This is a genomic window from Pseudomonas sp. GYB4201 (genome assembly GCF_056312595.1).
The window spans coordinates 1-21666 of record NZ_JBWGIG010000018.1 but is presented as its reverse complement, the minus strand read 5'-3'; the positions used below and the strand labels follow the sequence as shown (position 1 = coordinate 21666).

The window sequence follows — 21666 nt, the reverse complement described above, 5'->3', positions numbered from 1 at the left end:
ATTGTTGGAAGGATGTTCAGGCCCGGCGTTTGTCGCGCAACTGCTGCACGCGCTCGGTAAAAGTGGCCACGCTGCAGCCTTCGGCCAGCGCCGCCAGCATCAGCTGTTGCCCGGTCTGCGGAGCCAGGCCGTGCAGGGGCGGGTCGGTGTCGAGGTTGGTGGGGAACGAATAGCCGTCCGCAGTGCAGGCCACCACCGCCGCCACCTGCTCGGCGCTCAGCACCTGGTCGCGCACTTGTTCGAGCAGGCAGGGGTACAGCGCCAGCATCATGCGTTCGCGGTCCAGGGCCTCCATGGGCTTGCCGAACGCCGAGGAAATCTGCAGCAGGTTGGCCATGCGCTGGCGGTCGGCGGTGCGGTTTGTACCGGCCGCATGGAACAGCGCCGGGTTGAAGAACAGCAGGTCGCCCTTGTTCAGCGGCAGCTGCACCGCGTGGGCCTGGAAGTACTCGATGAACTCCGGGCGGCGCCAGGCCAGGTAGCCCAGCGGGTACTGCTGGGAAAACGGCAGCAGCAGGGTCGGCCCGGTGTCCAGCGGCATGTCCGAATGGGCGATGGCGCCCTGCAGGGTCAGGTACTGGGACAGCACGTGCAACGGCAACGGGAAACGCTCCACCACTTCCGGCACCTGGAAGCCCAGGTGGTAGTCGCGGTGTGGCTGCTGCGCCTGACCGCCGGGGTGCACCACGTTGACCTGGGCGGTGACCTGGAAGTCCGGGCCCAGCCAGGCCTCGGCGATCAGCCCCAGCAGCGGGTTGGCGTAGTACTCGATGAACGAGGCCGGCGAGTGCAGCGCGGCCTTCTGCAAAGCGTTCCAGATGCGCCCGTTGCTGCCGGCCTTGGCGAAATGGTCGGCTGCCACGCCCTGGGCCGCTTCCTGGGCGAAGATGGCGTCGAACAACTCGCTGTGGCGGTCCACCACTGCCAGGTCGGTGTAGGCCTGGCGCACCACCATCACCCCGGGGCCCTGGCTGAACAGCCGGTGCAGCTCGTCGAGCACCGCGCCGCGCTCGGCGTCGCGCAGGGTGTGTGCCTGGTAGATGGGCACGTTGGCCTGCACCTCCGAGCAGAGCGGGTAGTGCCGGGGCAGCGCCTGCTGCTCGCACAGGCGGCTGAAGTCCTGCAGCTGCACGGCGTCGCTGCTCACGAATACCGATGGGCTGTTCATCAGGCGCCCTCCGGCAAGGTCAACGGGCCGCTGGGACGCGGCGCGGTGTCGTCGCCGCAGCCGACCACGCCTTGCTCAAGGTCGAGCACGGTGCCGGTCATCATTCCCGACTCGGCGGACAGCAGGTAGGCCACGCTGCGCGCTACTTCTTCAGGCTTGAGCAGGCGGCCAAACGGCAGCCCTTGCTCGGCCCGTTCCAGCCAGCCGTCCTGGGCGCCGTGGTAGCGGCGCTGGATCTCGTCCTCGTGGGGCGTGTCCATCCAGCCAATGTTCAGGCCGTTGACGCGGATGCGGTTGCGCAGGGCGCTGAAGGCGACGTTCTTGCTCAGCACCGCCAGCGCGCCCTTGGAGGTGGAATAGGGGCACAGGTAGGCCGGGCCGCCGTGGCCGACGATGCTCTGGATGTTGACGATGGCGCCCGCCACGCCCTGGCCGATCATCAGCTTGATGGCCTCCTGCATGAGGAAGAACGGCGCGCGCACGTTCACCGCGAACAACCGGTCGAACAGCTCGGGCGACGTGTCGAGGATGGTGCCGCGGTCGGACATGCCCGCGCAGTTGACCAGCCCGTGCAGGGTGCCGAAGTGGGTGCGCGCGGCCTGGATGATGGCGCGGCAGTCTTCCACGCGTTCGAGGTCGGCCTGCACGAAGTGCGCCTGGCAATCGAGCCGGGCCAGTGCCTGCACCTGGGCCTGGCCCTCGGCCTGGCGGCGGCCGCAGATGATCAGGCCGGCGGCGCCACGCTGGGCGAGGGTGTGCGCCACGGCCGCGCCCAGGCCCTGAGTGCTGCCGGTGACGACGAAATACTGGCCGTGGAAGGGGCGGTTGAGGTCAGCTGCTGCCATGGGAATTCTCCTGGTTTTTTGTTGTTGTGCTGCCCTGGCTCGACGCCTGGCGAAACTGAGACTAGCATTGCGCTGACCTCGTCAAACCCCAAAAAGACCTCAGAAAAACCTCACGCCCATGACCCTTCTCGAACGCGCCAGGCACTTCTCCATCAAGCAGCTCTCGACCCAGGCCGGGGTCAGCAAGGCCACCGTCGACCGCGTGCTGCACCAGCGCGGCAGCGTGCATTACCAGACCCAGCGGCGCATCGAGCAGGCCCTGGGCGAACTGGAGGCCCAGGAGCAGAACGGCCTGGCCGTGGGCCGCACCTTCCATGTCGACGTGGTCATGCACACGCCCAGGCGCTTCAGCGCCGCCGTGCAGGCGGCCATTACCCAGCAGTTGGGCAGCCTGGCGCCGTTCCGCATCGCCCCGCGCTTTCACCTGTTCGAGGAAATCGAGCCCCAGGCCATGCACGACCAGTTGCTGCGCTGCCTGCACACCGGCAGCCAGGGCGTGGTGCTGAAGGCCGCCGACGAGCCGGCGGTGAACCAGGCGGTGAAGCAACTGAACGCGGCCGGCATCCCGGTGGTGACGCTTGTCACCGACCTGCCGCACAGCGAGCGCATCGGCTACGTGGGCATGGACAACCGCACCGCCGGGCAGACCGCCGCCTACCTGCTGTCGCGCTGGCTGGCGCCCCAGGCGCAGCAGGTGGCGGTGGTCATCGGCAGCGCCTTGTTCCGCGGCGAGGAGGAGCGCGAGATGGGCCTGCGCATGTGGCTGCGCGCCCACGCCCCGCACGTGCAGGTGGTTGATATCAGCGGCGGCTATGGGGTGTACGAGCGCACCCGCGAGCGGGTTACCGCGGCGCTCGCCCAGCACCCCGGCTTGCGCGCGGTGTACAGCGTGGGCGGCGGCAACCGCGCCATCGTCGACGCCTTCGCCGCGTGCGGGCGGCCGCTGGAGGTGTTCATCGGCCACGACCTGGACGAGGAAAACCGCCAGCTGCTGGAACACCAGCAGATGGCCGCGGTCATCGACCACAACCTGCAGGTAGATGCACGCAACCTGTTCCTGCACATCCTGCAGTACCACCGGGTGTGGAAAACGGGGCCGATCGCACCGTCGCAGGTGCAGATCGTCACCCCGTTCAACCTGCCGTACTGATTACTGCGGGCGCACGCCGTCGTAGGCGTCCTGCAGCAGCTGGCGAATGGCCGTGGCCTCGATGGCGCGCGGGTTCCAGTAGGGGTTGGAGAGGGCGATGTCGGTGGCGCGGTCCAGGTCGGCCTCGGTCAGGCCCAGGTCCTTGAGGCGGGTAGGCGCGCCCAGCGAGCTGGACAGGTCGAACAGTGCCTGCGCCGGGCTGCTGTCCACGCCCAGCGCGCGGCTGATGCGCGACAGCGCCGGCGCCGCCGACTGGTTGTAGGCGATGGCGTGGGGCAAGACGATGGTGTGGGTTTGCGCGTGGGGCAGGTTGAAGCTGCCGCCCAGGGTGTGGCACAGCTTGTGGTGCAGGGCCATGCCGACGTTGCCCAGCACCGTGCCGCACAGCCAGGCGCCGTACAGGCAGTCGCCACGGGCGGCGAGGTCGGCGGGGTCGCGGTGGATGCTTTTCAAACCTGCGGCCAGGGCGCGAATGCCTTCCTCGGCCATCAGCGACATCACCGGGTTGCCGTCCTGGGCGTACAGCCCTTCGGCGGCGTGGGCGATGGCGTTCATGCCGCTGGTGATGGACATCTCCACTGGCAGGCTGACGGTCAGTTCAGGGTCGTAGATCACGGTTTTCGGCAGCACGCGCGGGTCTTTGCCGGTGCGCTTCAGGCCGTTTTCGGTGAGGCCGAACACCGGGGTCATCTCCGAGCCGGCGTAGGTGGTGGGAATGGCCAGAATCGGCAGGCCGGAATCCATGGCAATGGCCTTGCCCAGGCCGGTGGTTGAGCCACCGCCAATGGCCACGGCGCAGTCCGCGCCCAGGCGCCTGGCCACTTCGCGGGCTTCGCGGGCGGTCTCGATGGGCACGTGCATCACGGCCTTGGCGAAAATGTCGGCGGCGCGCTCGCCCAGCAGTTGGGCAATGAGCTCGGCCTGGGGGCGCTGCTCGGGGGTACACAACACCAGCGCGCGCTTGGCGCCCAGGCGCTCGATCTCCGCCTCCAGTTGTTGCAGCGAGCCCTGGCCGAAGATGACGCGTGACGGCTGGCCGTTATAGACGAATGGGGGCGTGGACATGGGGCAGGTCTCCTTGAGTGAAAGCGCAAAAGCGTCAGGCAAGCCGGGCCAGGACCACATCGAACGCCAGGGTGTAGAACACCTCGTCGCTGTGGCCGCCATCGGGCGTGGGGCCCGGCGGCTGGCAGTGCCAGGGAATGGTCAGGGCAGGGCGCACGGCAAACAGCGGGTCCGTGGCCAGGTAGGGGTCGCCTTCGCGGTACAGGTGCGTGGCCAGTGCCTGGCAGCCGGCGGCGCTCACGCCCAGGGCCAGGTGCGCCGGGCGCCAGGCGTGGCGGTTGAGCGCGGCCAGCAGCTGGTGCGCCGGGCCTTCGTGGCGCACCGGCTGGCTGCCGGGCAACGAGGTGCTGAAGTGGTAGCGGCCGTGCCCGTCGGCCTGCAGCAGGGCTTCGACCCCGGCCACCTGCAGGTGCAAGCGGGCGTTGGGCACGGCAGCGCCGCCGTGGTCGCGCACCACCCCTTGCACGTAGCCCTTGGGGCCCCCCAGGTGCGGGGTGATGTCGGCGCCCAGGTCGTGCAGCACCGCGTTCGGGCCGGGGGCGGTGACGAATGCAGTGGCCGGGGTGCAGGCCGCAGGCTTGCGCTCGTGCTGGGCTAGCACCAGGGTCGACAGCCCCAGCACGCTGGAGAGCAGCGCGAGTTCGTCGTCGGCTGGCGCCGCCTGGCCGAGCAGGGCGATGCCCTGGCGCCATTCGGCCTCGGTCAGCTGGATGTCGCGGGCGAAGGCGTGCAGGTGCTGCACCAGGCTGGTCATCACCGCGCACAGCCGCGCGTCAGGGGTGCCACGGTTGGCGGCGAGCACCGCCTGGGTAATGGTTGTTTCGTCCAGATCGCGCATGGTCACCTTCCTTCACCTGTTGCGCCGCACGTTATAGTTCCGCAGGATGTAAAAAAAGGCCGTTATCGGAATTCTTTATTTCACCTGTGAAAAAATAAAAAGGACGCACACAGTGGACCGCCTGACCGAGCTTGAACTGTTCGTACTGACCGCCGAAGTGGGCACCCTGAGCAAGGCGGCAGAAATACTCGGCCTGTCCAACGCTGCCGCCAGCCGCCACCTGGTGGCCCTGGAGCAGCGCCTGAACACCCGGCTGATCGACCGCAACACCCGGCGCCTGGCGCTGACCAATTCCGGCCACCAGTTCTACACCCGCTGCAAAAGCCTGCTGGGCGAACTGAAGGAAGCCGAGGCGTCGCTGAGCGAATCGCTGGTGCAGCCGGTGGGCACGCTGACCATCACCTCGTCGATTTCCTTCTGCATGCTGCACATCGCGCCGCTGATTCCGGCTTTCCGCACGCTGTACCCGCACATCACCGTGAAGCTGCTGGGCGAGAACCGCTACTTCGACATCATCGACAGCGAGATCGACCTGGCCATCCGCACCAAGGAATACGAGCCGGACTCCAACATCACCATCCGCCGCCTGGCCGAGACCCGCCGGGTGCTGGCGGCGTCGCCCGGCTACCTGCAGCGCAAGGGCATGCCCAGCTGCATCGAGGACCTGGCCGACCACGACCTGCTGATCTACAGCCACGCCAACCAGCCGCGCACCCTGCGCTTTACCCGGGGCAAGGAAGAGGCGGCGTTCAAGGCCGAGCCGATCCTGGAAACCAACGACGGCCAGATAGTGCGCGCTGCCGCCCTGGCCGGCGGCGGCATCCTGGTGCAGCCCAGGTACATCATCAACGCCGACCTTGTGGCGGGGCGCTTGATACCGGTGCTGGACGATTGGGATTTGCCACGGCTGACCATCAACATGGCGTTCCAGAGCCGGCGTTACATGCCGGCGAAGTTGCGGGTGTTCATCGAGTTTCTGCTGGCTGATTTCAACACGCACGAATATGAGCGTCATTGGACGCGTTGAGGCTGGCTGGAAATGTGCGGCGCTCGTGGACGCGGCCTGCGGCCGCTGCTACGGGGGGGCGGCGGGCGGGGTAGCCCGTAGCAGCTGCCGCCAGGCGGCGTCCGGCCGCGCCGCGGTGTTGCTGGGAATACGCGGTACCTCAGTCTTCCACCCAGCGGAAAACACAATTGCCGTTGCGGCATTTTTCTTCCACTTCAACCCCGGTAGTCTCGACCCCACTGAGCGAACACATAACTTCAATAAAGGTTGACCTCATGCCCCGCACTCAAGCCGCTACCGGCGCGTCCGCGAAAATCCTCTGGCGCATCGCCGCCATCACCACCATGGGCTCGCTGGGGTTCGGTTACGACACCGGGGTCATCTCCGGCGCATTGCCCTTCATGGCCCTGGAACCCGCCCAGGGCGGCCTGGGCCTGACGCCCGTGTCTGAAGGCCTGGTGGCCTCGGCACTGATTTTCGGCGGCGCTTTCGGCGCGTTGTTCGCCGGGCAACTCTCCGACCGTTATGGCCGCCTGGGCGTGCTCAAGGCCCTGGCCGTGCTGTTTGCCCTGGGCGCCCTGGGCACCGCGCTGTCGCCGACCCTGTGGAGCATGGTCGCCACCCGCTTCGTGCTGGGCATCGCCGTAGGCGGCGCCTCGTCGGCGGTGCCGGTGCTGATCGCCGAGCTGGCGGCGCCCAAGCACCGCGGCCGGCTGGTGTGCCAGAGCGAACTGATGATCGTCTCCGGCCAATGCCTGGCCTACATCGCCAGCGCCGGCCTGGTGCACTTGTTCGACAGCCCCCAGGTGTGGCGCTACATGCTGGCCATCGCGCTGATTCCGGCGGCGCTGCTGTACGTGGGCATGCATTTCGTGCCGTCGTCGCCGCGCTGGCTGGTCAGCAAGGGCCGCATCGACGAGGCCAAGGCCACCTTGCTGGGCATTCGCGACACCCACCGCGAAGTGGACCGTGAGTTGAAGGAAATCATCGCCCAGTGCGACGTCGAGCGCCGCCATGGCGGCAGCCTGGCCAAGCTCGCCGAGCCCTGGCTGCTCAAGCTGCTGGGCATCGGCATCGCCCTGGGCTTCATCATCCAGTTCACCGGCGTCAACGCCTTCATGTACTACACCCCCATGATCCTCAAGGAAACCGGCATGGGCACCCACGCTGCCCTGATCGCCACCATCGGCAACGGCCTGGTGGCGGTGGTGGCGACGCTGATCGGCATGTGGTTGATCAACCGCCTGGGCCGGCGCACGATCCTGCTGCTGGGCCTGACCGTGGTGGTGCTGGCGCAGGTCTTCCTCGGCGTGGTGATGAACTTCATGCCCCACTCGCTGCTGCAAAGCTACCTGGCGCTGGGCGGCGTGCTGATGTTCCTGTTCTTCATGCAGATGTGCATCGGCCCGGTGTACTGGCTGCTGATGTCCGAACTGTTCCCCACCCACGTGCGCGGTTTGATGAACGGCATCAGCGTCGGCATCTTCTGGATTTTCAACGCCATCGTCGCCTTCGCCTTCCCGCTGATGCTCAGCGTGATGGGCGGCATGACCTTCTTCCTGTTCGCCGTGATCAACATCGGCTCCATCGTGTTCTGCACCTTGTGGTTGCCTGAAACAAAGGGCATGACCCTGGAGCAGATCGAGCAATTCATGCAGCAGCGCCTGGGCGGCCGCACCTGGCGCCGCGCCGGCGCCAACGCCAATGCCTGCTGACACCGTACGCCGGCCACCCACAATAATGATCAAGGACATCAAGCCATGACTGCGCACCTGAACACCGACACGCCCGTAGGCGGGCTCTTCGAGGAAGAGCGTTCGGCCGAGATCGTCAACGCGCGCATCACCGCCGAAGCCGACCCGCGCCTGCGCGAGGTCATGTCAGTCATCACCCGCCACCTGCACGCGGCCATCAAGGAAATCGAGCCCACCCACGAAGAGTGGTTCAAGGCCATCGAATTCCTCACCACCACCGGCCACATGTGCACCGACTGGCGCCAGGAATACATTCTGCTGTCTGACGTGCTGGGCGTGACCATGCTGGTGGACGCCATCAACCACCGCCGCCCCAGTGGCGCCACCCCCAACACCATCCTCGGCCCGTTCTACGTGGCCGACGCGCCGCGCTATGCGAACGGCGCCAACATCTGCCTGGACGGCAAGGGCGAGCCCACCCTGGTCAGCGGCCGGGTGCTGGACACCGCGGGCAACCCCATCGTCGGCGCCACCCTGGACATCTGGCAGACCAACGACGACGGCTTCTACGACGTGCAGCAGAAGGGCGTGCAGCCCGAGTACAACCTGCGCGGCCTGTTCACCACCGACGCCGACGGCTACTACGCCTTCCGCACGGTGAAGCCACGGCATTACCCGATTCCGGCCGACGGCCCGGTGGGCAAGCTGCTGGGCCAACTGGGGCGCCACCCCAACCGCGCCGCGCACCTGCACTTCATCGTCACCGCGCCCGGCTACGACCAGGTCATCACCCACATCTTCACCCCCAACTGCCCATACCTGCACGAGGACACGGTGTTCGGCGTGAAGAAGGAGCTGATCGCCGAATTCACCACGCAGCGCGACGCGGCCACGGCCCAGCGCTACGACCTGCAAGTGCCTTACCTGGCGGTGAACTGGGACTTCGTCCTGACGCCTGCCTGACCTACCAGCCCGATCTTCAACGACAATCAAAAGTGATCGACATGCCCGACAAAAACGTTGAACTGCTTGCAGCCTACTGGACCCTGGCCGGCGATACCTACCCCGGCGCGCCCAGCGAGATCAGCCCGTTTTCCCTGCAGGCGCGTGCCGAGGCGGCGGCCAAGGCCGGCTGGCGCGGCATGGGCCTGGTGCACGCGGACCTTGTGCACAACGTCGCCAAGCTGGGCATCTCCACCGTGCGCAACATCCTCAGGGACAACGGCATCAAGCACGTGGAAGTCGAATTCCTGACCGACTGGCACCTGGAAGGTGACGTGCTGGCGGCCTCCCACGTGATTCGCGACGAGCTGCTGGAAATCGCCGGCGAGCTGGGCGCGCGCAGCCTGAAAGTGGCCGGCGGGCTGTTCGAGGAAGGCCCCCCCGACGTGGCGCGCATGCGTGATGCCTTCGCCATCCTCTGTGATGCCGCGGCGCCTTACGGCACCAACGTGGTGATCGAGTTCCTGCCGTTCTCCAGCGTCAACACCATCGACCGCGCCATCGCCGTCACCGAAGGCGTGCGCCCCAACGGCGGCCTGCTGGTGGACACCTGGCACGTGGCCCGTGGCGGCATGAGCTTCGACGAAATCAGCAAGATCCCGCTGGAGCTGATCAAGTCCATCGAGCTGGACGACGCCAACCATGCGGTGGTCGAGTCGTTCTTCAACGACTCCACCCACCACCGCAAGCTGTGTGGGGAAGGGCAGTTGGACGTGCCGGAGTTCATTCAGCAAGTGGCCGACGTCGGCTACCGCGGCCCGTGGGGCGTGGAGCTGATCAGCGCCGAGCTGCGCAAGCTGCCCCTGGAAGTCGCGGCCAAGCGGGCCTTCGAGACCACCATGGCGCAGTTTGAAAACATCAAGTTCTAACCCCATACGATTCGCGACAACAACCAACAACAGCGTATTCAGGAGAAACAACATGGTAGGTATCGCAGTATTGGGCGCAGGCCGTATCGGCAAGATCCACGCCGCCAACGTGGCCGCGAGCAAACTGGCCAGACTGGTGGTGGTGGCCGACCCCTTCGCCGAGGCCGCCTCGCGGCTGGCCGATGAACTGGGGGCCGAAGCCATGACCGATTGCGAGGCGGCCATCGACCGCGCCGACGTCGACGCCATCGTCATTGGCACGCCCACACACACCCACATCAACCTGATGCTGCGCGCCGTGCGCCAAGGCAAGGCGGTGTTGTGCGAAAAGCCCATCGACCTGGACATGGCCAAGAGCCTGGCCGCGGTGGAAGAAGTGGAGCGCCTGAACGGCCGCGTGATGCTGGCCTTCAACCGTCGTTTTGAAAGCACCTTCGCCGAAATGCGCGCTGCCATCGACGCAGGCGACATCGGCGAAGTGCGCCAAGTAGTCATCACCAGTCGCGACCCTGGCCTGGCCCCCGAAGACTACATCCAGCATTCAGGTGGCATCTTCCGCGACATGACCATTCACGACCTGGACATCGGCCGCTGGCTGCTGGGCGAGGAACCGGTGGAAGTCAACGCCATCGGCAGCCGCCTGATCGACCCGGCCATGATGGCAAAGTACGACGACTACGACACCGCCATGGTGCAGATGCAAACCGCCTCGGGCAAGCAGTGCCACATCAACAACTGCCGCAACGCGGTGTACGGCTACGACCAGCGCATCGAGGTGTTCGGCGCCAAGGGCATGCTGCAGATGGACAACCTGCGGCCCACCACCATCCGCCGCTGGAGCCAGGACGTCACCGACGCCCGCGAGCCGCTGCTGAACTTCTTCCTGGAACGCTACCAGCAGGCCTACAAGGCGGAGCTGGAAGCCTACATCGACGCCCTGGTGCACAAGAAGCCGCTGCCCACCACCGTGCAGGATGGCCTGAAAGCCCTGAAGCTGGCCGACGCCTGCGTGGAATCGGTGGCCAGCGGCCGCACGGTCAAGCTTTAAGCCGCGGATAAAAGGAGTATGACCATGACCTATCAACGTGAGCGCGGCACCCCCATCGGCGTCGCTTGCCTGGGCATCACCCACCCGCACACCTCGGGCCGCGTCAAGGCGTTCAAGCGCCTGGCCAACGTGCAGTTCCACGGCGCCTACGACGACACGCCGCTGCTGCAGCCGTTCTGCGACGCGCTGGACGTGCAGCCGCGCAGCAAGGAAGCGATCCTCGCCGACCCCAACGTGCACATCGTGCTGGTGCACCCCAAGAGCTACCTGATGGCCGAGTGGGCCATCGAGGCCCTGGAAGCCGGCAAGGCAGTGCTGTGCGAAAAACCCGCCGGCCGCGGCACCCAGGACACCCAGCGTATCGTCGAAGCCGTCGAACGCACCGGCGGTCTGTTCCAGGTGGGCTACTGCTGGCGCTACGCGCCGTCGGTGGAAAAGATGCAGCAGGTGCTGCAGAGCGGCGAGATCGGCAAGGTGCTGCAGGTACGCGCCCACGCCGGCTGCTCCCACGACGAGGCCGACACCAACCACATGAAGCAGCCGGGCGACCGTGGCGGCGCGTTCTACGTGATCGGCTGCCACACCATCGACCGCATCCTGCTGCACTTCGGCAAGCCGAAATCAGTGAACGCGCGCATCACCAAGTTCGCCGGGCAGATGAGCGATTCAGCCCGCGAAGATGCCGTGGGCGCGGTGCTCAACTATGACGACAAGCTGGTGACCATCGACTTCATGTCCTGGGACCCGATGCCCTGGACCGAAAGCTGGGACATCACCGCCTACGGCACCCACGGCGTGATGCATTCCACGCCCATGCCGGCCTCGTACAAGCTGTACCACGACGGCAAGAACGGCCACCAGAAGGGCTGGACCCACTGGAACGAAAACAGCTTCCCGGAGATCTGGGCGGTGCGCAAGACGGTCTATTCACCGGAAATCGCCGAGATCGGCAACCCGGTGTATTTCGACCGCGAAGCCGCGGCCTTCATGCACTCGGTGTACACCGGCGCGCCATCCAACGTGCCGGCCACCCAGGCCCATGACATCAACGTCATCCTCGAGGCACTGTTTACCTCGGCGGATGCCAACGGCCAGGAAGTGCTGCTGGCGCAGGCTGAAGGCCATGGCTGAGCGCACCGTCAAGCACATCGTCATGTGGAACCTGGCCGCCGACACCCCGGCGCGCCACCGCCAGGCCTGCCAGTTCCTCAAGGAGCAGTTCGAGGGCCTGGCGGGCTTGATTCCGGGGCTGCTGAAGATCGAAGTGGGGGTGGACTTCAGTCGTATCGACTACGCCTGCGACGTGGTGCTGTACAGCGAGTTCGCCTCGGCCCAGGCCCTGGCGGCCTACGCCACCCACCCCGAGCACCTGCGGGTAAAACGCGCCCTGGGCGATTGCCGCATTGCCCGGCACCAGGTGGATTACGTGGTGTAAGCGAAAACCCCGTAGCAGCGGCCGCAAGGCCGCGTCCTGGTCATCACGCCTGTGCCTGGTTCAACGCATACGGCCCCTCACGCAACTCACGGCGCAAGTAATCAATACACACCCGCACCTTGGCCGACTGGTCGGTGCGGGCCACGGTTACTGCCCACACATCCGCCGGCTGGCTCCATTTCGACAGCACCCGCACCAGGCGGCCGTCGCCCAGTTGCTGCTGCACGTTCCAGTCCGCCATCATCACGATGCCGCGGCCGGCGAGGCACCAGCGCAACGCCACCTCGCTGTCGTTGGACGCAAGGCTGCCCGTCACGTTGACCGTCTCCCAGCGGTCGGGCCCCTTGAGCTTCCACGTGCCGAACGGCTCGTCGCGGTCGCGGAACACCATGCAGTCGTGGTTGGCGAGATCTGTGGGCGTGCGCGGTCGGCCATGTCGCTCCAGGTAGGCGGGGCTGGCGCACAGGATGCGCGGGGTGCTGGCGATGTGATGGGGGATCAGCCCTGGTTCTTCCACCTCGCCAACGCGGATGTCGATGTCGAAGCCTTCCTCGATCAGATCCACCCGCCGGTCCATCAGTTCCAGCCACACCTGCAACCCCGGGTGGGCCTGTTGCAGCGCGTCGATGAGCGGCGCGATATGTCGCCGGCCCAGGCGTTGGCTGGAACTGACCCGCAGCGCCCCCGTGGGTTCGGCCCGCGCGCCGGCCAGTTGTTCTTCCAGTGCGCGGGCCTGTTCCAGCAGCGCCTGGGCGTACTGGTACACGGTGGTGCCGGCTTCCGAGATTTTCACCTTGCGGGTGGTGCGGTGCAGCAGTTTGACCCCCAACGCCGTCTCCAGCTGCTTGATGCGCTTGCTCACCGACGCCTGGGTGACGCCGCTGGCCTGGGCAGCACCGAGGAAACTGGCGTGGCGCACCACCAGGCAGAACAGCTGCAGGTCGCGCAGGGGGACGTCGTTTAACACCGAGAAGGTCCTTGTCGGCGGGTGAGGGCGGTCATCATAACGCAGCGCACTTGTGGGAAATGGGCATTGGGGGTGGAATTAACAGAAAGTCCACAATGGAATAAATGCAACCTATTGATCTGTATGGTAAATGACGAATTTTAGCGCTGTTCGAACGCGCCTGTGGGCAGCGTGTCGTGGGCTGATTGGAGAGCCGCGATTTGACCGCCCGCCAGGCGGGTTTCACCATTCGCCGCACACGACATTGACCCGCTACAAGGACGCACAGATGAAATTCGGATGGTGTGGCACCCTCGACAAAGCCCCCGACATGGCCGCCGCCGGCCTGGACTACATCGAGGTGCAACTGGTGCCGTTGAACCTTGAAGATGACGCCGCCTTCGCCGAGGCCAAACAGCGCATCCGCGACCTGCCCCTGCCGGCGCTGGCCTCCAGCTACCTGTTTCCGCGGGACTTCAGGATAGTCGGCCCGCAGCGCGACGAGCCACGCAACCGCCGCTACTTTGACCGCGTGGTGCAGCTGCTGGCCCTGGCCGGCACGCGCATCGTGGTGCTGGGCAGCGGCTGGACCCGCGACATTCCACCCGGCTGGAGCCGCGCCCAGGCCGAAGACCAGTTCGCCCACACCCTGGGCTGGTGCGCCGACCTGCTGCAAGGCGGCCCTACCACGCTGGTGATAGAGCCGCTGAACCGTAGCGAATCGAACCTCATCAACAGCGTGGGCGAGGGCGTGCAATTGGCGCGGCGCGTGAACCGCAACGAAGTACGCGGCCTGGCCGACTTCTACCACATGGACCAGGAGCACGAGCCGTTGGCCGAGGTCGGCGCCTACCCGGGCTGGCTGAGCCACGTGCACCTGGCCGACACCGGCCGCCTCAACCCCGGCACTGGCCAATACGACTACGACAGCTTCTTCCGGCACCTGCAAGCGGGCGGCTACCAGGGCCTGCTGAGCAGCGAATGCAGCCTGCCCAATGGCGCCGACCCTGTGCAGGCCTTGCGCGAAAGCGCCACCTTCCTGCGCCAAAAATGGCAAACAGCCTCGTAGCAGCAACTGTGTTGTAGCAGCTGCCGTCAGGCAGCGTCCGGGGCCCTGGGTCACCCCGAGCACCTGCGGGTAAAACGCGCCCTGGGCGACTGCCGCATTGCCCGGCACCAGGTGGATTACGTGGTGTGAACGTATGGGGCTGGCAGCATCACCCAACCGCATATATCGCAGGGCCCCTGTAGCAGCGGCCGCAGGCCGCGTCCAAAGGCACCGCGGTTATCCGGACGCAGCCTGCGGCAGCTGCTACGCAAGGCCCCTGTAGCAGCGGCCGCAGGCCGCGTCCAAAGGCACCGCGGTTGTCCAGACGCAGCCTGCGGCAGCTGCTCCCTGTAGCAGCGGCCGCAGGCCCGCGTCCGAAGGCGCCGCGGTTATCCAGACGCAGCCTGCGGCAGCTGCTACGCAAGGTCCCTGTAGCAGCGGCCACAGGCCGCGTCCAAAGGCACCGCGGTTATCCAGACGCAGCCTGCGGCAGCTTGTGTCTAGAAGAAGGAATAGAATCTGGGGTGAGAGCGGTGAATGGCAGGTTGTTCAGCAGCAGTGTTGATAAGCACGTGTAGCAGCGGCCGCAGGCCGCGTCCGAAGGCGCCGCGGTTGTCCAGACGCAGCCTGCGGCAGCTGCTCCCTGTAGCAGCGGCCGCAGGCCGCGTCCGAAGGCACTGCGGTTGTCCAGACGCAGCCTGCGGCAGCTGCTACGCAAGGTCCCTGTAGCAGCGGCCACAGGCACCGCGGTTATCCAGACGCAGCCTGCGGCAGCTGCTCCCTGTAGCAGCGGCCGCAGGCCGCGTCCAAAGGCGCCGGGATTGTCCAGACGCAGCCTGCGGCAGCTGCTACGCAAGGTCCCTGTAGCAGCGGCCGCAGGCCGCGTCCGAAGGCGCCGCGGTTATACGGACGCAGCCTGCGGCAGCTGCTACGCAAGGCCCCTGTAGCAGCGGCCGCAGGCCGCGTCCGAAGGCACCGCGGTTATCCGGACGCAGCCTTCGGCAGCTGCTACGCGGTAGCGGGCCGCGGCGCCAAGCCGTCGAACAGCATCTGCGTCATCTGCCGCACCCGCGCCTGGTGCGCGGTGAAGTCCGGTGGGTCTTCCTGCACCAGGCGCATGAACTGCATCGAGCTGTAGTCGTTGAGGAAGTACGCCACGAAATCCACGTCGATGGCCTGGTTCAACAACTTGCGCGCCTGCAGGTCGCGCAGCAGCCGCGCTATCTCTTCCACCAGCCGCGCGTTGAGCGGCAGCACGGTCGCAGGCTTGGGCCCCACCAGCCCCAGCGGCAGCAGCTCGCGCCAGATGCTGGGCGGCAGCACCTGCAATTCGTGCTGCACGATCAGCGCTTCCAGGTGGCACATGGCGTCCACGGCGTTATCGAACGCCGGCATCGATAGCTGCGCATCGTTGACGGCGCGCAGGTCGGCCTGTTCCACCACTGCCAGCAGAATGTCCTGCTTGCTGCCGAAGTAGTTGAACACCGTGGGGATCGACACCCCGGTGCGCTCGGCTATCTGCTCCACCGTGGTGGCGGCGAACCCCTGGTCGTCGAACAAGCCCAGCGCCGCCTCGAGAATGGCCTCTCGCCGCTGCTGCTTCTGCCTTTCCCGCAATCCGCTCATGCCGTCTCCCGCACCCCGAAGGTTTAAGTGCTTGATTCTAATCGAAGGATTAGTCGAGGCAAATGTTTTATTTGACTAAAACGTTTTATCGCAATAAAACTATTCCTATCACGACAGAGGGAAGCGTTCATGACCACCGATTTTCACCAGGCCTTGCGCAGCGCCTACGCTGCCACCGACGCCGAGCCGCACCCGGCGTTGATGCAGGGCTTCCCGCCGCAGCCAGCGGCGCGCGTTACCTGGCACAACTTCATGCAGCCGCCGTACAACCGCTGGGCGTTCCTGAACCTGGGCCGTATTCGCCCCAGCATCAGCGTTCCCCGTGGCCAGGCGCCGGCGCAGCCGCTGCCCCAGGGCGAACCACGGCTTGAAAACTTTCAGTTCCACAGCGCCTCGGGGGCCAGCGTGGGCCTGCAGGAGCACCTGTTGGCCAGTTGCACTGACGGCTGGCTGGTGATGAAAGCGGGGGCGGTGGTGCAGGAGCGCTATTTCAACGGCCACGCGCCCATGAAGCGGCACATCATGTTTTCGGTGACCAAGTCGCTGATCGGCCTGCTGGCCCAGGACCTGGTGCGCCAGGGCGTGCTGGTGGAGCAGGCGTTGGCCACGGCCTACGTGCCGGAGCTGGCCGGCAGCGCCTTCGGCGACGCCACGGTGCGGCAGCTGCTGGACATGGCGGTGGCCATCGATTACGACGAGGTCTACGACGACCCCCGCTCGGGCAGCTCGCAGTTCGGCTACGCCTGCGGCCTGACGCTGCCACCCGCCGACGTGCAGGCAGCTTACCAATCGCTGTACGAATACCTGCCCGCCACCCGCAAGAACGGCGAGCACGGCGGCTTCTTCCACTACGTCACCGCCACCACCGAGGCCCTGGCCTGGGTGATGGAGCGCGCCAGCGGCGTCAGCTGCGCCCGGCAGTTGAGCACGGTGTGGCAGGGCCTGGGCTGTGACCGCGACGGCTTCTTCATCGCCGACCCCTGGGGCCGCAACGTCGCCGGCGCAGGCTTCAACGCCACCCTGCGCGACATGGCCCGCTTCGGCGCCATGCTGCTGGCCGGCGGCCAGGGCTTGCTGCCGCGCCAGGTGATCGACAACGTGCTGGCCGGCGGCGACCCGGCGGTGTACGCCGCCAACCCGGCGTTCGCCCAGTGGAGCCCCGGCGCCACCTACCGCAGCCAGTGGTACGTGTACCCCGGCGAGGCGCTGCTGGCGGTGGGCATTCATGGCCAGTACCTTTACGTGGATTTCAGCCGCCAGGTGGTCATCGTCAAGCAGTCCTCGCTGCCGGTGGCCGAGAGCGTGCTGGACGTCGACACCCTGCGCCTGATCCGGGCGCTGGCAACCGCGCTGTAACCCTGACCTTTGCTGGAGTCTTTCGATGAAACGCTTGTTATCTGCAAGCCTGGCCGGGCTGTTGTGCGCGGTGGCGGGGCTGGGCGCCCGGGCCGAACCCATCGGCGGCCAGCTGCACATCTACAACTGGATCGAGTACCTGCCCAAGGACGTGCTTGAAGACTTCAGGCAGCGCACCGGCATCGAGGTGATCTACGACATCTTCGACAGCCCGCAAACCCTGGAAGCGCGGCTGCTGACCGGCAACTCCGGCTACGACGTGGCGTTCCCCAGCAGCAGCCAGCTGCCGACGCTGATCAACTCCGGGGCGGTGCTGCCGCTGACCCGCCAGCAACTGCCGAACTGGCAGCAACTGGACCCTGTGCTGATGCACCAACGTGAAGGCCTGGACCCGGGCAACCGCTTCGCCGTGCCGTACCTGTGGGGCAGTACGCTGCTGGGCTACAACAAGGCCAAGGTCGAGGCGGTGCTGGGCAAGGGCGTGGACATGCGCGACTACGACCTGCTGTTCAAGCCCGAGAACATCGCCAAGCTCAGCCAGTGCGGGGTGGCCATCCTCGACAGCCCCAGCGAGGTGTTCCCCATCGCCCTGAATTACCTGGGCCTGAACCCCAGCAGCAGCAACCCTGCCGACTACGACAAGGCCACCGCGCTGTTGCAGGCGATACGCCCGTACGTGCGCTACTTCAACTCGGCCAAGTACCCGCAGGATTTGGCCAATGGCGATATCTGCGTGGCCCTGGGCTGGTCGGGCGGCATGCTGGCGGCGCGCAACATGGCCAAGGCCGCGCACAACGGCAATGACATCGGCCTGGCGTTGCCACGCCAGGGCACGCTGATGTGGTCCGACGACATGGTCATTCCCAAGGGCGCGAAGAATCTGGTGCAGGCCCATGCCTTCATGGACTTCCTGCTGCAGCCGGCGGTGATCGCCCGCGTCAGCAACGAGATCGGCTACCCCAACCCCAACCCGGCCAGCACGCCGCTGATAGACCCGGCGTTGCGCGCCGAGGAAAACCTGTTCGTGCCGGACAAGGACCGCGGGCTGCTGTTCCAGATAGAGCCGCCGTCGCTGAAGGTGCAGCGCCTGATCACGCGCTTGTGGAACCGCATCCGCTCGGACGTCTGACCCCGTTCACCCGCTAACCCACACGGCCGGCTCCCTGAGCACGGCCCGGGCACCGCTGCACCCGCAACATTCACACACCAAAAACAAAACAGCTGTCGCTTGAACTTTTCTGCCATTTCAAACAAAACAACGGAGCAGAAGTACATGAACAAGTGGGTATTCGTGGCCGTGGGGCTCGCCAGTGCGAGCTGCACGTTGCCAAGCCAGGCCTTTGACCTGACCCCGGAGGTGATGCTCAACGTCGACGCCACCGCCGCCAGTGACTACCGGGTGGGCGGTTTCTCGCTGACCCAGGGCAACCCGGCGCTGTTGACCGCGGCCACCCTGGTGCACAAGCCCAGCGGGCTGTTCGCCGGGGTGTTCACCACCAACGTCGATTTCGGCACGGCCACGCGCCGGGAGTTCGACTACTACGCCGGCATTGCCCGGCCCCTGAGCCAGAACACACGCTTTTCCCTGGCCTACGTGGCCTACGACTACCCCAAGGACAGCTGGGTGAACTTCAACGAATGGATCGGCACGTTCGGCGTCTACGGCGCCACGCTGGGCTTCAAGTATTCCAGCAACCTGCAGAACCCGCCGGCACGCCAGGCCCTGGCCGCGCAGCTGGCGCCCTATGGCGTGGTGATCAAGCCGCGCGACAACGACCGCTTCATCACCTGGGTGGAATACAACGTGCCGCTGCCGTACCAGACCCTGCTCAACCTGCGCTACGGCTACACCGACACCCACGATGACCAGGCCTACCAGGCCGGCGACGGCTCGTTCCGCAGCACCTACCGCGACTGGGGCGTGTCGCTGAGCAAGCCGTTCCTGGGCCTGCTGTGGAAGGCGGCCTACATCGATACCGACCTGTCCAAGGCCGAATGTTATTCGGCGTTCGGCAGCGCCGGCGACTGTTCGGCCACGGTGGTCGCGTCCGTGACCAAATCCTTTTGAGGCGTCTTTCACTGTGCAGGTCGAGGCCTTCCATGTTCGCGAAAAAATTCAATCACATCACTTGTGCGCTGGCCCTGTCGCTGCTGGCAAGCGTGGCCGTGCAGGCCGCCGAACCCGGGGCCCAGGAGGGGCCAGCGCGCAGCTGGCAGCCGTTCTGGGGCAAGCGCGTGACCGGCTACCTGGCCGCCGCCGACGGCACCCAGCTGCGCTATTCGGTGCTGCTGCCCAAGGGCGAGGGGCGCTTCCCGGTGGTGGTGCGCTACAGCGGTTATGACTCGGGCAGCATCGGCGGCCCGGCGTACCTGCACGACAACGAAACCTTTTCGGTGGCCACCGACAAGCAACTGGTGGAGCAGGGCTATGCGGTGATGGGCGTGCAGGCCCGTGGCACCGGCTGCAGCCAGGGCACCTTCGATTTCCTGGGCCCGGCCTATGGCCTGGACGGCCGCGACGCGGTGGAGTTCGCCGCCGCGCAGCCCTGGTCCAACGGCGACATCGGCATGTTCGGCTGGTCGTGGTCGGGCATGTCGCAGTTGATGACTGCCGCCGCGCAGCCACCGCACCTGAAGGCCATCGCCCCGGGCATGGTGATCGGCGACGCGCGCAGCGACAGCTGGGCGCCGGGCGGGGTGCCGAACCAGGCGTTCACCACCTCGTGGCACTGGTTCGTGGACATGCGCTGGGACGCGGTGAAGGCCAGCGCCAAGGCGGAAAACGATGAGCGCTGCCTGGCCCAGGTCACCCAGAACCAGGCCAAGGTGGTCAGCACTTCATTGATGTACAACCTGCTGCGCCACCCGCTGCGCGACGCCTGGGCCAACCAGCGCAGCCCGCGCGAGCAGGCCGCGCGCATCAAGGTGCCGGTGCTGTCCATGCACAGCTGGCAGGACGAGGCCGTGCTGGCCCGCGAGGGCTATTACCAGGAGCGCCTGGACCCCAACCAGCTGTGGCTGGTGGAATCCAGCGGCGGCCACAACCTGTATGAGTCGGAGCGCTTCCGGCAGAAGCTGATCGCCTTCCTCGACCACTTCGTCAAAGGCAAGGCCAACGGCTTCGAGCACAGCCCGCGCGTGGAGGTGTGGCAGGAAACCGTGGCCGACCAGCGCGACGGCGGCCGCCATGAACCCAATGAAACCGCGCGCCCCGGCTGGACCATCGAGCGCGATCATTTCCCCCTGGCGGTGCAGCCGGTGACCTTCGCCCTGGGCGAACACGGCAGCCTGGTGGAGCACGGGCAGGGCGGCGGTGCGCCAGACAGCTACAACTACCCCATCCCCGGCCCGGAGGTGAACACCTACCTCAACGACAACGCCTGGGGCGCGCAGCACCCGGTGTGGAAACAGGGCAGCCTGGCCTATACCAGCGCGCCGTTGCAGCGTGACCTGCTGACCTACGGTACCGCCAGCGCCGACCTGTGGCTGACCACCTTCCTGGCGCCGGACACCGACCTGCAGGTGACCGTCACCGAAGTGCGGCCCGACGGCCAGGAGGTGTTCGTGCAGCGCGGCTGGCTGCGCATGTCCCTGCGCAAGCTGGACGAGGCGCGCTCCACGGCGCTGCGCCCCTGGTTGCTGGACGACCCGGACGGCATCCAGCCGATGCTGCCCAACGTGCCCGCCCTGGGCCGGGTGGAAATACCGCCGTTCTCGCACCCGTTCCGCAAGGGCTCGCGCCTGCGCCTGTGGGTGGACACGCCGTCCGGCACCGGCGGCTATGGCTTCGATTACTTCTCCATTCCCAGCCGCAACAGCGTGCTGCACGACGCCGCGCACCCCTCGCGCCTGGTGCTGGGTGAACTCACCGGGGTAGCGGTGCCAGCGGCCCGGCCGGCCTGTGGCGCGCTGCTCAAACAACCTTGCCGTCCCGACCCTTTGAACTGAGGAAACACCATGCTCACTACTTTCAAGACCCTGACCGGCATCGCCTTCGCGGCTGCCCTGGCTGCGCCGTCCATGGCCGCCGAACTCAAGGAACGTATTCCCGACCGCCTGACCCACGAGCTGGTGATGCAGATCGACGTCCAGCTCGGCCCGCAGGAAGACATGGGCAAGGGCCCGGATGGCGCGCGCATCAACTACCCGATCATCGGCGGCACCTTCGCGGGCAAGGGCATGAAGGGCACCGTGGTGCCGGGCGGCGCCGACATGTCGGTGACCCGCGACGACGGCGTCACCCACATCAACGCCCTGTACCGGCTCAAGACCGACGACGGCCAGGTGATCATCATCAACAACGCCGGCATCTGGCGCCTCAACGAGTCGGGGCTGGCGAAAAAGGCCAAGGGCCTTGCGATCAAGGATATGCAGGAAAGCGACTTCTACTGCCGCACCGTGCCGTCGTTCAAGACCGCGCCGGGGGCCCATGCGTGGCTGAACGACTACATCTTCACCGGTACCATCGATGGCATCAGCGAGCATGAGGTGCTGATCAGCGTGTACCGCGTGGGGGGCCAGTAACGCCCCGGACGCGGCCTGCGGCCGCTGCTACACCCCTGTAGCAGCG

General features: G+C 66.5%; 20 protein-coding genes. 14 read left to right on the top strand and 6 right to left on the bottom strand.

All coding sequences use genetic code 11. The features are described from left to right. Window positions 1-16: 16 nt before the first annotated feature. Together AC0Z2B_RS17955 and AC0Z2B_RS17950 are read right to left on the bottom strand one after the other, a co-directional pair. Window positions 17-1168, bottom strand: a complete 1152-nt coding sequence (locus tag AC0Z2B_RS17955) for a phytanoyl-CoA dioxygenase family protein (protein ID WP_476298447.1) — start codon at window positions 1166-1168, stop codon at window positions 17-19. After that, window positions 1168-2013: an SDR family oxidoreductase gene (locus AC0Z2B_RS17950; protein ID WP_476298445.1), complete on the bottom strand. Its 846-nt coding sequence runs from the start codon at window positions 2011-2013 to the stop codon at window positions 1168-1170. The genes AC0Z2B_RS17955 and AC0Z2B_RS17950 overlap by 1 nt, the downstream gene beginning before the upstream one ends. 118 nt (window positions 2014-2131) lie before the next feature. On the opposite strand from AC0Z2B_RS17950, the gene AC0Z2B_RS17945 reads away from it, so the two are divergent. Beyond that, entirely contained in the window at window positions 2132-3163 is a 1032-nt protein-coding gene (locus AC0Z2B_RS17945) for a LacI family DNA-binding transcriptional regulator (RefSeq protein WP_476298443.1), read from the top strand. On the opposite strand, the gene AC0Z2B_RS17940 is transcribed toward AC0Z2B_RS17945, so the two are convergent. Together AC0Z2B_RS17940 and AC0Z2B_RS17935 are read right to left on the bottom strand one after the other, a co-directional pair. Next, window positions 3164-4228, bottom strand: coding sequence for a maleylacetate reductase (locus AC0Z2B_RS17940; RefSeq protein ID WP_476298441.1), 1065 nt, complete (start codon window positions 4226-4228; stop codon window positions 3164-3166). Between the two features lie 34 nt (window positions 4229-4262). Further along, window positions 4263-5066 (bottom strand): dioxygenase family protein, encoded by an 804-nt coding sequence (locus AC0Z2B_RS17935; RefSeq protein WP_476298439.1) that lies wholly within the window; start codon window positions 5064-5066, stop codon window positions 4263-4265. Between the two features lie 112 nt (window positions 5067-5178). On the opposite strand from AC0Z2B_RS17935, the gene AC0Z2B_RS17930 reads away from it, so the two are divergent. The 7 genes from AC0Z2B_RS17930 to AC0Z2B_RS17900 all read left to right on the top strand — a co-directional run bounded on the left by AC0Z2B_RS17930 (window position 5179) and on the right by AC0Z2B_RS17900 (window position 12120). Next, window positions 5179-6093 carry a LysR family transcriptional regulator gene (locus AC0Z2B_RS17930; RefSeq protein WP_476298437.1) on the top strand — a complete coding sequence of 305 codons (915 nt, stop codon included), beginning with the start codon at window positions 5179-5181 and terminating at the stop codon, window positions 6091-6093. Window positions 6094-6311: 218 nt separating this feature from the next. Then, window positions 6312-7787: a sugar porter family MFS transporter gene (locus tag AC0Z2B_RS17925; RefSeq protein ID WP_476298555.1), complete on the top strand. Its 1476-nt coding sequence runs from the start codon at window positions 6312-6314 to the stop codon at window positions 7785-7787. A gap of 45 nt (window positions 7788-7832) precedes the next feature. Further along, the gene (locus AC0Z2B_RS17920; RefSeq protein ID WP_476298435.1) at window positions 7833-8729 is read left to right on the top strand and encodes an intradiol ring-cleavage dioxygenase; all 897 of its coding nucleotides are present in this window, start codon (window positions 7833-7835) and stop codon (window positions 8727-8729) included. A 41-nt stretch (window positions 8730-8770) separates the two neighbouring features. Then, entirely contained in the window at window positions 8771-9637 is an 867-nt protein-coding gene (locus AC0Z2B_RS17915; protein ID WP_476298433.1) for a sugar phosphate isomerase/epimerase family protein, read from the top strand. A 52-nt stretch (window positions 9638-9689) separates the two neighbouring features. Continuing rightward, window positions 9690-10685, top strand: coding sequence for an inositol 2-dehydrogenase (iolG, locus tag AC0Z2B_RS17910; protein WP_476298431.1), 996 nt, complete (start codon window positions 9690-9692; stop codon window positions 10683-10685). A gap of 24 nt (window positions 10686-10709) precedes the next feature. Beyond that, on the top strand, window positions 10710-11816 hold the full coding sequence (locus AC0Z2B_RS17905; protein ID WP_476298429.1) for a Gfo/Idh/MocA family protein: 1107 nt from the start codon (window positions 10710-10712) through the stop codon (window positions 11814-11816). Beyond that, window positions 11809-12120, top strand: coding sequence for a Dabb family protein (locus tag AC0Z2B_RS17900; protein ID WP_476298427.1), 312 nt, complete (start codon window positions 11809-11811; stop codon window positions 12118-12120). Before AC0Z2B_RS17905 ends, AC0Z2B_RS17900 begins: the two co-directional genes overlap by 8 nt. A 43-nt stretch (window positions 12121-12163) precedes the next feature. Here the strand turns inward: AC0Z2B_RS17900 and AC0Z2B_RS17895 are convergent, their stop codons facing one another. Then, window positions 12164-13087 (bottom strand): LysR family transcriptional regulator, encoded by a 924-nt coding sequence (locus tag AC0Z2B_RS17895; protein ID WP_476298425.1) that lies wholly within the window; start codon window positions 13085-13087, stop codon window positions 12164-12166. Between the two features lie 268 nt (window positions 13088-13355). Between AC0Z2B_RS17895 and AC0Z2B_RS17890 the strand changes: the two genes are divergently transcribed. After that, window positions 13356-14135, top strand: coding sequence for a sugar phosphate isomerase/epimerase family protein (locus AC0Z2B_RS17890; protein ID WP_476298423.1), 780 nt, complete (start codon window positions 13356-13358; stop codon window positions 14133-14135). Between the two features lie 987 nt (window positions 14136-15122). On the opposite strand, the gene AC0Z2B_RS17885 is transcribed toward AC0Z2B_RS17890, so the two are convergent. After that, on the bottom strand, window positions 15123-15740 hold the full coding sequence (locus tag AC0Z2B_RS17885) for a TetR/AcrR family transcriptional regulator (RefSeq protein ID WP_476298421.1): 618 nt from the start codon (window positions 15738-15740) through the stop codon (window positions 15123-15125). 129 nt (window positions 15741-15869) lie between these two features. On the opposite strand from AC0Z2B_RS17885, the gene AC0Z2B_RS17880 reads away from it, so the two are divergent. The 5 genes from AC0Z2B_RS17880 to AC0Z2B_RS17860 all read left to right on the top strand — a co-directional run bounded on the left by AC0Z2B_RS17880 (window position 15870) and on the right by AC0Z2B_RS17860 (window position 21620). Next, complete coding sequence (locus AC0Z2B_RS17880) at window positions 15870-17096, top strand: serine hydrolase domain-containing protein (RefSeq protein ID WP_476298419.1); 1227 nt, start codon at window positions 15870-15872, stop codon at window positions 17094-17096. 25 nt (window positions 17097-17121) lie between these two features. Beyond that, window positions 17122-18225, top strand: coding sequence for a polyamine ABC transporter substrate-binding protein (locus tag AC0Z2B_RS17875; RefSeq protein ID WP_476298417.1), 1104 nt, complete (start codon window positions 17122-17124; stop codon window positions 18223-18225). A 144-nt stretch (window positions 18226-18369) separates the two neighbouring features. Then, on the top strand, window positions 18370-19164 hold the full coding sequence (locus tag AC0Z2B_RS17870) for a TorF family putative porin (RefSeq protein ID WP_416424107.1): 795 nt from the start codon (window positions 18370-18372) through the stop codon (window positions 19162-19164). Between the two features lie 32 nt (window positions 19165-19196). Next, the gene (locus tag AC0Z2B_RS17865; protein WP_476298415.1) at window positions 19197-21044 is read left to right on the top strand and encodes a CocE/NonD family hydrolase; all 1848 of its coding nucleotides are present in this window, start codon (window positions 19197-19199) and stop codon (window positions 21042-21044) included. Between the two features lie 9 nt (window positions 21045-21053). Then, window positions 21054-21620, top strand: a complete 567-nt coding sequence (locus AC0Z2B_RS17860) for a DUF3237 domain-containing protein (RefSeq protein WP_476298413.1) — start codon at window positions 21054-21056, stop codon at window positions 21618-21620. Window positions 21621-21666: the final 46 nt, after the last annotated feature.

Coding starts and splice junctions, on each gene's coding strand:
- AC0Z2B_RS17880 (WP_476298419.1), top strand. CDS start 15,870: ATGACCACCGATTTTCACCAGGCCTTGCGCAGCGCCTACGCTGCCACC.
- AC0Z2B_RS17945 (WP_476298443.1), top strand. CDS start 2,132: ATGACCCTTCTCGAACGCGCCAGGCACTTCTCCATCAAGCAGCTCTCG.
- AC0Z2B_RS17905 (WP_476298429.1), top strand. CDS start 10,710: ATGACCTATCAACGTGAGCGCGGCACCCCCATCGGCGTCGCTTGCCTG.
- AC0Z2B_RS17920 (WP_476298435.1), top strand. CDS start 7,833: ATGACTGCGCACCTGAACACCGACACGCCCGTAGGCGGGCTCTTCGAG.
- AC0Z2B_RS17935 (WP_476298439.1), bottom strand. CDS start 5,066: ATGCGCGATCTGGACGAAACAACCATTACCCAGGCGGTGCTCGCCGCC.
- AC0Z2B_RS17900 (WP_476298427.1), top strand. CDS start 11,809: ATGGCTGAGCGCACCGTCAAGCACATCGTCATGTGGAACCTGGCCGCC.
- AC0Z2B_RS17870 (WP_416424107.1), top strand. CDS start 18,370: ATGAACAAGTGGGTATTCGTGGCCGTGGGGCTCGCCAGTGCGAGCTGC.
- AC0Z2B_RS17865 (WP_476298415.1), top strand. CDS start 19,197: ATGTTCGCGAAAAAATTCAATCACATCACTTGTGCGCTGGCCCTGTCG.
- AC0Z2B_RS17950 (WP_476298445.1), bottom strand. CDS start 2,013: ATGGCAGCAGCTGACCTCAACCGCCCCTTCCACGGCCAGTATTTCGTC.
- AC0Z2B_RS17915 (WP_476298433.1), top strand. CDS start 8,771: ATGCCCGACAAAAACGTTGAACTGCTTGCAGCCTACTGGACCCTGGCC.
- AC0Z2B_RS17955 (WP_476298447.1), bottom strand. CDS start 1,168: ATGAACAGCCCATCGGTATTCGTGAGCAGCGACGCCGTGCAGCTGCAG.
- AC0Z2B_RS17875 (WP_476298417.1), top strand. CDS start 17,122: ATGAAACGCTTGTTATCTGCAAGCCTGGCCGGGCTGTTGTGCGCGGTG.
- AC0Z2B_RS17890 (WP_476298423.1), top strand. CDS start 13,356: ATGAAATTCGGATGGTGTGGCACCCTCGACAAAGCCCCCGACATGGCC.
- AC0Z2B_RS17860 (WP_476298413.1), top strand. CDS start 21,054: ATGCTCACTACTTTCAAGACCCTGACCGGCATCGCCTTCGCGGCTGCC.
- iolG (WP_476298431.1), top strand. CDS start 9,690: ATGGTAGGTATCGCAGTATTGGGCGCAGGCCGTATCGGCAAGATCCAC.
- AC0Z2B_RS17885 (WP_476298421.1), bottom strand. CDS start 15,740: ATGAGCGGATTGCGGGAAAGGCAGAAGCAGCAGCGGCGAGAGGCCATT.
- AC0Z2B_RS17940 (WP_476298441.1), bottom strand. CDS start 4,228: ATGTCCACGCCCCCATTCGTCTATAACGGCCAGCCGTCACGCGTCATC.